Below are 12,285 nucleotides of genomic sequence, written 5' to 3' on the forward strand. Positions count from 1 at the left end.
TGAATAGAATCAGATGGCGTATGCGTCTCTTGTGACGAAAGCTTCTCTTTAGTCCCCTGCATTTTGGACACACCCTTTCTCTGTTAAATTTATATCGCAAACACATTTCATACCGATCAGTATGTTATTGTGCTCAGTAAATTTATCTCACAAAACAAATGATGTCAACATAAATATTTGATGCTACCGACTTTCATTTGACAATATAGATGGCTAGTTCTAGTATTATAATATACTGTTCGGTAATCAATTATTGAAATCAAATATAACGAGGGGTGTTATTAATGGCTCGAACCCGCGAATTTGACGAGGAAAAAGTATTAGAATCAGCTATGGAGCTATTTTGGGAGAAGGGATATGAGGCTACCTCATTAAGCGATTTAACTTCCAGAATGGGCATTCAACGCCCCAGTATATACTCAGCTTTTGGAGACAAAAAAGCATTATTCGAAGCTGCGCTACGTAAATACACGATGTCCCATGCTTCTCGTGTCCGAGCCCAACTTCAAAGCAATCCATCCGCGAAAAAAGCCTTTCGTAGTTTTTTTGAAGATGTGGTGGCGGAGGAGTATGCAGGCAGTGTGAACCGAGGATGTTTTTGCATCAATACAATGGTTGAGCTGGCACCTCATGATGAGAAATTCGAGATTCTTACAAGAGAACACCAAATGTATCTATCGGTCATATTTCAAGAAACTATTGAACGCGGTATACAATCAGGTGAGCTTAAGGGTGGTGTAAATGCGAAGGCCTTGGCACAGGCACTAATCGTATCGCTAATAGGGCTTACTGTACTCTTGAAATCCCGCCCGGAGCGATCCTTTGTTGATAACGCAATAACAGTGATACTTACTTCGCTTGATTAAATTCAGAGTCTTGATTTAAGTCAATGCCCGCCATAGTACTCCTAATTACAATGAAATAAAAGTCCTTTAGGAGGCTATCTTATGGCTATCTCAGAAAAAGACCTATCGAACCAGCGTAAGTCCGCTTTAACAGCTGGAATATCACTGATCATCATGACCCTCGCCTCATTTTTTTCATATGGCTTTGTCCATGGGACTCTTGTTGTGCAAGGCGATGCCAGTGCCACATTTATTAACATTGTATCTTCCAACAACCTTTTCAAAGGGGAAATCTTGGGCTGGATCATCATTATGATTACTGACATTCTGGTCGCCTGGGCGTTTTATGTGTTTCTAGAACCCGTCAACCAAAATCTTTCATTACTCGGCGCATGGCTCCGTCTAACCTATTCCGCTATATTGGCAATCTCTATATTAACCTTGATATTTGTGCTGCTGCTCACGGGAAACACAAATGGCTTTTCCTCATTAACAATCGAACAAACTCAAGCATTTATGATGTTATTACTGGATGCATTTCAATTCATTTGGTCTATAGGGCTGGTCGTTTTTGGCGGGCATCTGTTAATAGTGGGCTATGTGGCTTTAAAATCCGATGTCATTCCTAAAGTAATCAGCATCTTGCTGCTGCTTGCTTCAATAGGCTATATTATCATTCATCTAAGCAAAATGTTTCTCCCACAATATGAGGCGGTCATTACAACACTTAATTTTGTTTTTACTATTCCTATGATTGTAGGAGAACTAGGCTTTGGGATATGGCTACTGCTTAGAGGTGGAAAAATCCCCAAAAGTGTATAACGATTTTGTTATTCATCACCGGAATGAACCCGCTTCTTAATTCTACTTAATGACTCTGGCGTAATCCCCAAATAACTGGCTAATTGATGTTGGGGGACACGGGTAAGTAAATGAGGTCTTTTTTGTAACAAGGCTTTGTAACGTTCTTCAGGATTGGAAGCAATAAAGGAAGTCAACTCATCCTGAACCTCACCCAAGTTCTCCTCTACCATTTTGCGTATCATGGTTTCCAGCTGAGCGTGTTTATGGAGCATATCCTGTTCCGCATTAAGATCACCAACCACCAATATGCTGTCTTCTAGGCAGGTTAAGGTGTACGCTGAGGGTCTACTCTCCTGATGCCGATTAAAAATCGAAACCGCTTGCTCTTCCGTATAAAAATTAGATGTGACTTCTTTGCCCGATTCATCTACCGAGGACTGCCTCACACATCCCTTTAACACAAAAAAACATTTTGAGGGAACGTCTCCTTGTCTAAGGAGTACCGTTCCCTTCTTGTATTCCTCAATAGGAATACCTTCAACAATATCCTGCTGTTCCACTTCGTTAAGAGATGTAAATTTACTCATATACTTATACAATATGCTTTTCATTTATCTCTCCAATCTCATTGCACGACCTCATATAAAGATCCCTCTAACGGCTGAATAAAGTGTGACCAATCACCTGTTGTGTACAGCAGAAGCCGATGCATCGCACGCGTACAGGCTGTATAAAAAAGCTTGCGTTCGCTTTCCCGATCATACGTCTGTGTGGAAGCATCATAAATCAGTACGGCGTCGAATTCAACCCCTTTTGCGAGATAAGCGGGAATTACTAAAATGCCCTTCTCAAAAGTGAGCGTCTCCTTCGTAATGAGCCGCAGAGCTTCGCATCCTTGTGACTTTAATTCTTCATAGGCCGCACGGCTTTCAGCTGCAGTCTTGGTAATCACAGCAATAGAGTCGAGCCCTTCAGCCATCAACGCCGCGAGATCTTCTTTAATTCTTTTCGCCCGCTCTACATCGCTACTAGCGTTCACTAGGAACGGCTTCTTACCCTCTCTTTCAAAAGGTACGATCTCCTCATTAGGCAGCAACGCCTTCGTAAACTCCACAATCTGACAAGTTGAACGATAACTTCGAATTAGACGGATCAGGCTCGTTTCATCTTCACCATAAAGCCGGATCAAAGGTGAATCCACCTCGTGCAAATTCGTTGCTTGAGGGAAAATCGCTTGGCCGAAATCGCCGAGCACAGTCATGCGCGCGCGGGGAAACAGCTGTTTGAGAAACGCGTATTGGAACGGCGAATAATCCTGGCCTTCATCGATAAACAGATGCCGCACCTCAGTGTTCACACGAGTGCCCTCGACAAGTTCTTTTAAATACAGGAATGGAGTAGCATCCTCGCAAAAGAGTTCATCGCGGCTCAGCTTTTCCTTTGTTTGCTTACAAATTTCCTGCCACTGAGCAGGCACCTCAGTCTCGTTCGTCATTTGCCGATAACTGGCGTCGGCACTAAACAACTGATCGTATAACCCAATCGTATCTATGAACTTGAACCGTTTGACATCGCGTCTCAGCGGTTTAAAGTGCTCCTTCACAATCATGCGGCGCAGCAGTTCTTCTTCCTGCAGACCAAAGTCAAAAACATTCTCTTCCCCTTGATCCTGATTAGGAAAATCCCCATAGTTCTCAAGATACTGAGTCGTAAAATCAAAGACGGCTTCCTCCCGCCGATATTTCTTAAGTATCTCACTGTAGGCTTCGGCATACTGATCGGTATCGAGGTAATCGAGTTCATCTTGAACCCAGAATGCCTCCTGTTCCTGACGCTCCAGCGAAGCCAACTGACGCAGTAGCCATTCACGCAATAAAACGATGCGATTAGCCAAGCGAATGGAGCTATCATAGCTATAAAATTGCGATTTCATCTGCTCCGCAGTAATCAACTCGCGATCCCGAAAACGGATACTATGAAACAACATCCCTTCCTTCCCTAACCACAACGCATAGTTTTGCAAAGCATGCAGAAAAGCTTCTGAAGCTTTATACTGCATTCCAGTTAGCCGTGCTTCATACTCTGGAGAAGCTTTGGACGTCAGTACATATTCAATCTGCTCGAACGGATCCTCTAGACTAAGCGTAGATCCAAGCCAATAATCAATATACTCCTGAAAGGTTGTTTGCTGCATATTCTCCTCGCCAAGCTCGGGAAGCACCGTAGATACATAACTGTTAAACATCGGATTAGGCGAAAAAAGAACAATCTGATCCGCTTTGAGCCTATCGCGGTGTTTATATAGCAAATAGGCTACCCGTTGCAGCGCTGCGGATGTTTTTCCGCTGCCCGCCGCCCCCTGCACAATGAGCATACGGCTACTATCGTTGCGGATAATAGCGTTCTGTTCCTTCTGAATAGTCGCCACGATGCTCTTCATTTGTGAATCCGCACCCTTACCAAGCACCTGCTGAAGTAATTCATCACCGATCGTTAAACTCGTATCGAACACGTTCTGAAGCTGACCCTGACGGATCTGGTATTGCCGCTTCAGCATCATCGTTCCTGAGATTTGTCCTCCCGGTGTATCGTAAGTGGCGGGGCCTGGCGAATGGTCATAATACATACTTGCAATAGGTGTCCGCCAGTCATATACCAGAAAGTTTACACCTTCTGCATCGATGAAAGACGCCACCCCGATATAGATTTGCTCACTGGAGTTCAACCCATCTTCTTGAAAGTCCATTCGTCCAAAATAGGGTGACGGCAGCAGCCGTTTCATGTTTTTATAACGCAGCAGCCGTTGGCGGTGGCTACGTTCCCGTTCAGACAACAACGCTTCTTGCTGTTTTATACTGTAAAAGGTCTCCTCGAAATCCTCATGTGTGCTCGTATTGACCGTAACTTCCTCCCAAAACTGCTTGCGGATGTCCGTCACCTGTTCACGTAATCCTGTCACTTCCGGTTCCAGCTCGCCAATCTTTGATTGCAATTCTTCCGTGACCGAATCTAGCCGTTTCTGTTCTCCCTGCCAATCTTTTTCGTTTAACATTTTTACTAACACGCTCCTTTTCAAGGTTGTTATCAAGAAGCAAAAATACAAATTTGACAAACTGCCAATCCGCGTGGTATTATTAATGTATAAATAAGATGTATTAAATCTGTCTAAAATACGTAGATTGCCAGTGGTCTTCTCATAATATCACGTTATTTCATTGCGCGCAAATTATATATTAAGAAGAACCGGCAGCTCATGCCGGTTCTTCTTTTTTATTCCTTTTCACAAAGAGTAGCCGTTCTCCCTAAGTATCCATTTCCCTAGCAAAAGGGTTGCTGCCTTTTGTTTCTGGTCTGCCTAACGGACCGAGGTGACTTTATTTACTGATTTTCAGCCTTTAAAGCAGACTTTCGGACTCCAGTGCAGCTATTCTTTATCTTGAGCTTCATTCTAGGCCTGTTTTAGGCTAATAGCGACTATGAGGTCCGTTAGTATTCCAAAAGTGCGATAATGCTGCTATTAGGGTCAACTGTGTCCGATAGCGGCTTCACCCGCGGATGAGCCCAATTAAACAGGGAGACCTAACAGTCATTTGATGACTGTTAGGTCTCCCTTATTCTGTAGGTTATTTGTTTGCCAAGAAAGCATCGATTTGAGTTTGTAGTTCGGTTTGGATTTTATCAATGCCCGCGGATTTCAGTTGCTTGTTCAGATCTTCAAGACCTTTGTCGATATCTTTGATTACGCCGTATTCGAGCGGAATCGCATAACGGAGCATTACGTTACCAACGTTGGCAATTTCCGTTTTCACTTTGCTGTTATCGAATACGAAGGTTTCAAGCGCGTAGTGATAGACATTTGCTTCCCAGCCTTTAGCCAGATCGTTTGCTTCTTGCGGGAATGCTTCATTGTCACGGTTAAGTGGCGAGTTGAAGTTCCAGTTAGAGAAGCCAGTATAGTTCGGATTCTTTTCAAGGGCTTTATATTTGTCATCGCCAACCGCTTCGTAATGTACACCGCTAAGGCCGTACATCATCAGGTCGTGCAGTTCTTTATCATTTTGCATCAGATCGAGGAACATCAAGGAACGTTCCACATTTCTGGAAGTAGCGTGGATCGAAGTACCGTTTTGGGTGGAAATCGCCACTGATTTCTTCTTGCCTTGGTTGATGTCAGCCAATGCTACTTCATAAGGGGAATTCTCTTGGCGCATCAAAGCCATAAGTGCTCCAAGTGTTCCGTTGTTGTGCGTAATCGATGCTGTTTTGCCTGCTTTAAAATCGGCCTGATGATCATTTTTACTGTTTAGAACGTTTTTCGACCATGCATTGTTATCAGCGAGATCTTTGTAATATACGAGTAGATCTTTAAACTCTTGCGTTTCATATACGTTAAATACTTGCCCTTTTTCATCCGTCAATTTGAAAGCAAACGGAAGGTCGAGATCAAACATATTCCATTCGTTTTGTTGCTTCAGCAATACACGGTCCAAATTATGATATTTCCAGTCTCCTGTTTCCGGGGTGAACGGTGTAATTCCTTTTTCGTTTTGTGCTATGGTTTTCAAGTAAGTGGCATACGCTTCTGGGCTGTTGATCTCCGGAAGATTGTATTTCTTACGCAAATCCTCGCGGTACAAAATCAGTTTTTCAACGGATTCCCCTCTGTTTTGCGGAACCATATACAGTTTGCCGTTTACCTTAGCTTGATCCCAGCTCACATCAGACATAGCTGCTAAAGTCTGCGGCATATATTTGGTAAGCAGCTCATCGGTCAATTCCAGGAATCCGCCTTTCAGCGCCTGGTCATTGTAACCAGCCCAGTTTGCCGAATAGATGAGGTCAAAATCCTCATTAGCTGCCAGCTTCAGCGGATATTTTTGTGCCCAGTCCGACCAATCCAGAAACTCGCCCTCTACAGTAGCATTAATTTTTTCTTTCAGCTTTTTATTAATCTCAGCAAAAACGCTATCATAGTCTATCGGTTTAGGGCCAACAAAAATCATTTTCAGCTTCACTTCTTTAGAGGTATCAAGGGTGTCTGAGGTAGTTGCAGGTTCTGAGTTGTTCGTAGTGTCGCTTCCTCCCTCTGACGCATTATTTGTAGCCTGTGCAGACGTATTAGCATTGTTATTGCCACCACCACATGCACTTAGAATCATTACGAAGGTTAAAACGAGCGCTAGCATCATCAATCTATTTCTCTTCAGCATCTCAAGCCTTCCCCCTTGTGTTTAATTATATTGATAAACCGAGTTTCCCCGGGTTCATCCTTTCACAGCACCAATCGTCAAACCTTGGACAAAATACCTCTGCACGAATGGATAAGCCAGCAAAATCGGGCCAGTGGCCACAACTGTCATCGCCATTTTCAAGCTCTCGGTTGGGATCGATGTCGTTACGACTGCCCCTGCACCCATCATCGCTTTGCGCATGCCATCCATATTGCCTAGCATTTTATACAAATAATATTGGAGCGGCATCAAGTTTTCATTCGATACAAACAGCAATGCATTGTACCAGTCATTCCAGTAGGCCAGCGCTAGAAACAATCCAATGGTAGCTAACGCCGGCTTGGACAGCGGCAGGATTAGACGAGCATAGATCTTAAAGTCGCCTGCGCCGTCAATTTTTGCTGATTCTACAATAGCTTCCGGAATGCTGCCCATAAAAGACTTCATAACAATGATATAAAAGACATTGAGCATCATCGGAACCACTAAGGCCATCAGCGTATCCTTCATATGAAGGTAGTTGACCATAAGCAGATACCACGGAACCAAACCGCCGCTGAACAAAGTCGTAAAGAAAAAGAAGAACGAAAATTTATTGCGCCACTTAAAATCTTTTCGGGATAGCGCATAAGCAGTCATCGAAGTCAGAAACAAGCCAAGCACCGTGCCGAGTATAGTAACTCCTATTGTCACTATATAGGCTTGAATCATCTGTTCGGGATACTTAAACAAAATGCTGTAGGCCTCAGTTGAGAAGGCAGTCGGTATAAATTGATAACCATCCGTTAGGATTTTGGATTCTTCCGTAAAGGATGAAGATACGACAAGTATAAAAGGAAAAATACATAAAACTGAGAGAAAAATCAGGGATACATAACCAATACCTGAAAATATTTTACGATCAAGCTGCTTCATATCGTTACCTCCATTATGAAAGACTTAACTCCTGATACGATTAGAACAGAGCGCGGTCTTTGTCGTATTTACGGACAGCATAGTTCACTGACATGATCGTCGCGAAGCCAAGAACGGACTGGAAAACACCAGCTGCAGCTGACATGCCGATATCATTCGAAGTAATCAGTGACCTAAATACGAAAGTGTCGATAACGTCTGTCGAGGAGAACAACAAGCCGTTGTTGCCGATCATGTTATAGAACATCCCGAAATCACCACGGAAAATGTTCCCGACTGCCAGCAGCACCAGAATAATAATCGTTGGATACAAATTCGGAATGGTTACTTTCATAATTCGCTGAAAAATATTAGCCCCATCGATTTCGGCTGCTTCATACATTTCTGTATCTATCCCCGTAATCGCGGCCAAGTACATCACCGTTCCGTATCCGAGACTTTTCCATGCAGAAACTATAACCAGAATATACGGCCAATAGGAAGGTGTATTATAAATATCGACAGGCTGGAGTCCGATACCTCTGAGCAAAGCATTCACGGTGCCAATATCATAATTGAGCAGGTTATAAGCAATCGCTCCGACAACGACCCATGAGATAAAGTAAGGCAGGAACAACGCCGATTGTGTGATTTTGCGGAACCATTTACCACCGACCTCAAACAACATAATCGCTGCAAAAATTTGCAAACTGTTATTGACGACGATAAACGCAATGTTATATAGTGCTGTATTTCGTGTTACCCGCCAAGCATCGCCTGATTCAAAGAAAAAGCGGAAGTTGTCGAGCCCGTTCCAGGCACTTCCAAAAATACCGCCCGCATAATCATAATGCTTGAAGGCAATAATAATGCCCGCCATCGGGACATAGGCAAACAGAAGGAAAAAAGCAACCGCCGGAGCCAGCATCAGCAAGAGAACCCTATAATTCTTTAAATCGCTCCAAAATGTATGCCCTTTCATCTTTGCACCCCTCTCTTCTCTATATCTCTTATTATAAAAGGGCACAGGCGCTTAGATAATTCAGCGAAACAACTAAACATAATACTAATTCAACGATTCGACAAAAAAAGGTTAGCCGGCAGACCAAAAACACCCGGCAGCGATTCTCCAATAACCGAAAAATCATCGCCGGGTTTTCATTTTCACCGCTTTTTTGTTAGATTTTATTTTTCTTCCGGTACTCACCGGGTGACATGCCCATGTATTGCTTGAACTGTCTGTTGAAATAAATAATATTTTTATATCCGGCTTGTTCTGCAATCTCATAAACTTTCTTAGTCGGATCTTCGAGCAGCTCGCATACCCGTTTCATCCGTAATTCACTTAAAAAATCGCTGAATAAACTGTTGGTTTCAACCTTAAATAAATGACCGAGATAGTTAGGCGTAAAATCGAAATGGGCGGCCACTTCGTTCAGCGTTATTTTTTGATCTAATCTTTCTTTCACATATTCCGTGATTTCATCAATTAACTTCCGCTTTTGTCTTTGCCGTTTCAAATAAAGCAGCTCCGACAACTCAAAAAATCTTCTTCTCAGCCAAGAGAGAATATCATGCACCGTTTCAAACTGAAACAGCACAAAGGGATGATGTGAATCCCAATTCAAAATCTCGTATAGATGCTCGTTCATTTGCTGCAGATCGGCATGAAGCTTGGAGGTAATTCGAATAATGATATCGTAGATGTCGTTTTTCTGGGAGAGCGGACTGTCCCCGGCAAACAGCTGCAGCAAACAATCATCAATGGTGGTAAGGTCGTAATCGAGCATCGCTTTAAGCATCCGGTCCACAATAACCTCTAAATCTGAGGCGATTTTTTCCTTCGGGCTCCATTCCGAGGCATCTTGGATGATTCTATTTTTCCCAACAATCCATTTAATACTTAAAGCAGCCTGAGCCTGCCGATAGGAATCATGCAGCTTACCCAGTTCTGTTGTGTACATCCCTCTTCCAATCGTAATTGAACAGGAAAATTCCTGATAGAATGACCGAATGAGCTCTTCCATCAAAGCGGTAAAATATTGTTCCTGAACCGCAGCAAGGATCACAAAATGATAGTCATAGGTTGTGATGACCATGCCTAAATTTTGATCTTGCGCGAACTTCCGGATAAAATGATTGGCTGTACTGCTCCATAAACTCCGCTCTTCTTCCGTCCAAGTTTGGATTTTCCGTGCCATATCGTCAATCTCGACGATGGCAACCGCCGACGCGCCTTGTAAGTAAGACGTAAGAACGTTGTGAATATGCGTCTCCACCTGCCCCGGGGCAGTCTCATTAAACCAGCGCAGCAGCAGCTCCTGATTCACAAGCGTCAGTGTTTCCGACAAGGAAATATGCTGCTTCCTCTCCTTCTCAATCTTGGCGCAGAGTTCAGTCAGTGTCTTATTTAACTCGTCATCATCAACGGGTTTAAGCAAATAACCGGAGGCATTTAATTGAATGGCCTCTTTGGCATAGTTGAAATCCTGATGTCCGCTAATAAAAAGCAGATGGACCTCAGGGTTAATCTCCTTCGCTTTCCGGGCAAATTCCACGCCCGACATAATCGGCATGCGGATATCGGAGAGAATGATATCAATGCGGTGCTGCTCCATCATTTTTAAAGCGGCGAAACCGCTCGTTGCCGTTCTCACGCTATGCAAAGGCAAATGATCACTGCCCGCCACCCGCCGTCTCAGCCATTCCAAATCGATCACTTCATCATCCACCAACAGAACGTTGATTTCCATCGCCATACTATTTACTCCCCCATAACTTCCCGGATTTCCGCATTATCCACCGGTAAGATAATTTGAACGGTCGTTCCTGCCCCAAAGTAACTGCCGATATGAATGCCGAAATCATGGCCGTATCTCAGCTTGATTCGTTCCTCCACGTTTCTCAGTCCATAGCTGCTCGAATGGAATGAGCTTGAACGCATATTTCGCAGTGTCTCCGCCCGCATACCAATTCCGTTATCGATGACCTTGAGCTCGATGCGTTCACCCAGCCGTTTTCCGGTAATCCGGATCGCAATCGTCTCCCCAAACCAAGCATGCTTGAATATATTTTCTACAAATGGCTGCAAAATCAGCTTAATGATGGGAACCTGTAAAATATCAGGATCAATATCATAATAAACCTCAAACGCATCGGCATACTTTACCCTCTGAATTTCAAGGTACATCCTTACCTGCTCCAGCTCTTTTTCAAGAGAGATATAGACATGTCCTTCATTCAAGGTGAGGCGATAGAATTTAGAAAGACCTTGTACCATCTGTGTAACCTTCTCAACTTCGCCTAAATTGGCCAAGCTGCCAATGGTCGACAATGTATTATACAAAAAATGCGGACTGATCTGAGCTTGAAGCACATCCAGTTCCGCTTGCTTTTTCTGAATCCCTTGCTCATAGACGTTCTGGATCAGGTCCTGGATACTAGTCGCCATCTGATTAAAACTATTAGCAATGTAGACAAATTCATCATTCCCGGCAAACCCAATTCTTTTATAAAAATTCCCTTCCTGAAAGGACCGGACCAAATATACGATCCGTTTAATTTTTTTGCCTGATATGCGGGCAACGAGGAAGCCAATCACCGCCATGACTAAAAAGCTGATCAAACAAACCGTGGTGATCACCTTCTGCATTCGGCTAGCATCTTTATTCAAATAGGCATGCGGCACCCGTACCTCGATAGCATAGTCAGACAACGGAATATCTTCACTAATGATCAGATAAGCGTCTTGCTTCGCATGTTCATCGACAATACCTTGTTCATAAAGCGTTAATCCACTAACCCGATCCACTAGACGAAGGTCTATACCCTGTTCAATCGGAAAGGTATCGAAATTGCCAAAAAGCTCGTCAATTCTCGCCGTGACGCGAATATAACCAATAATCGATGGGCCTCCCTTAGAAGAAACCAGCTTGCGGAAATACGAAATATTGCTTAGTTCACTGTCGCTGTCCGCCTGAAGCCACAAGCTGTCTTTGTTATTAGCAACAATCGACTTGTACCATTCCTTATCTTCAATAACCTGATCAGAAAGAATATAATAATCGCTTCTACCGATAGGTACAGACATATCATCACCGGGGATTTCAAGCATCGTCTCATTTGCGGTATAGAGCACAAGTCTCAGATTGTTCCCATACAATTGCAGAGGGGCTTTCATATAAGGAACGATATCATCCCTCATTTTGAGCATGTTTTCCAATGCATCTCCCCTAAACTGCAGAGCATTCTGAAAATTCGTATTGAGAAACAGCGAGTTAGTCATTCGTTTGATTTCATCTGTCTGATATTCGATATTGTTCCTCGTCTGCTTCAAAGCTGTCCGGACATTCGTTTCCGCCATTTCCGTTCTGGACTCTACGAGCATCGTATAAGCTATATAACCCACCAATACATCTGTCAGCAATACTAGAATGAGGTACGGTATCATCATCTTATAGGTGAACGGAATATACTTTTTACTGAATAAAAACCTCTCCATACCCATGCTC

Annotated in this window: 9 protein-coding genes; 2 read left to right on the top strand and 7 right to left on the bottom strand. The window is 43.4% G+C overall.

Annotated elements, in window-relative coordinates; all coding sequences use genetic code 11:
* Positions 1-284 precede the first annotated feature (284 nt).
* Positions 285-866, top strand: a complete 582-nt coding sequence (locus NST58_RS31960) for a TetR/AcrR family transcriptional regulator (RefSeq protein WP_339245493.1) — start codon at positions 285-287, stop codon at positions 864-866.
* A gap of 81 nt (positions 867-947) precedes the next feature.
* Complete coding sequence (locus NST58_RS31965) at positions 948-1,667, top strand: DUF4386 domain-containing protein (RefSeq protein ID WP_339170526.1); 720 nt, start codon at positions 948-950, stop codon at positions 1,665-1,667.
* An 8-nt stretch (positions 1,668-1,675) separates the two neighbouring features.
* Here the strand turns inward: NST58_RS31965 and NST58_RS31970 are convergent, their stop codons facing one another.
* From NST58_RS31970 to NST58_RS32000, 7 genes are all read right to left on the bottom strand, one after another.
* A complete protein-coding gene (locus NST58_RS31970; RefSeq protein ID WP_076301525.1) occupies positions 1,676-2,260 on the bottom strand; it encodes a Crp/Fnr family transcriptional regulator in 585 nt (194 codons plus the stop codon).
* 14 nt (positions 2,261-2,274) lie between these two features.
* On the bottom strand, positions 2,275-4,701 hold the full coding sequence (gene helD / locus NST58_RS31975) for an RNA polymerase recycling motor HelD (RefSeq protein WP_339245495.1): 2,427 nt from the start codon (positions 4,699-4,701) through the stop codon (positions 2,275-2,277).
* Positions 4,702-5,272: 571 nt separating this feature from the next.
* The gene (locus tag NST58_RS31980) at positions 5,273-6,859 is read right to left on the bottom strand and encodes an ABC transporter substrate-binding protein (protein ID WP_076124223.1); all 1,587 of its coding nucleotides are present in this window, start codon (positions 6,857-6,859) and stop codon (positions 5,273-5,275) included.
* A gap of 54 nt (positions 6,860-6,913) precedes the next feature.
* A complete protein-coding gene (locus tag NST58_RS31985) occupies positions 6,914-7,795 on the bottom strand; it encodes a carbohydrate ABC transporter permease (RefSeq protein ID WP_076124225.1) in 882 nt (293 codons plus the stop codon).
* A gap of 40 nt (positions 7,796-7,835) precedes the next feature.
* On the bottom strand, positions 7,836-8,756 hold the full coding sequence (locus tag NST58_RS31990) for an ABC transporter permease subunit (protein ID WP_036682339.1): 921 nt from the start codon (positions 8,754-8,756) through the stop codon (positions 7,836-7,838).
* A 196-nt stretch (positions 8,757-8,952) separates the two neighbouring features.
* Positions 8,953-10,533, bottom strand: coding sequence for a response regulator (locus NST58_RS31995; protein WP_339245499.1), 1,581 nt, complete (start codon positions 10,531-10,533; stop codon positions 8,953-8,955).
* 5 nt (positions 10,534-10,538) lie between these two features.
* On the bottom strand, positions 10,539-12,275 hold the full coding sequence (locus NST58_RS32000) for a histidine kinase (protein WP_339245502.1): 1,737 nt from the start codon (positions 12,273-12,275) through the stop codon (positions 10,539-10,541).
* Positions 12,276-12,285: the final 10 nt, after the last annotated feature.

Origin of the sequence: Paenibacillus sp. FSL R10-2796 (genome assembly GCF_037965315.1) — a bacterium.
Classification (GTDB): Bacteria; Bacillota; Bacilli; order Paenibacillales; family Paenibacillaceae; genus Paenibacillus_AQ; species Paenibacillus_AQ odorifer.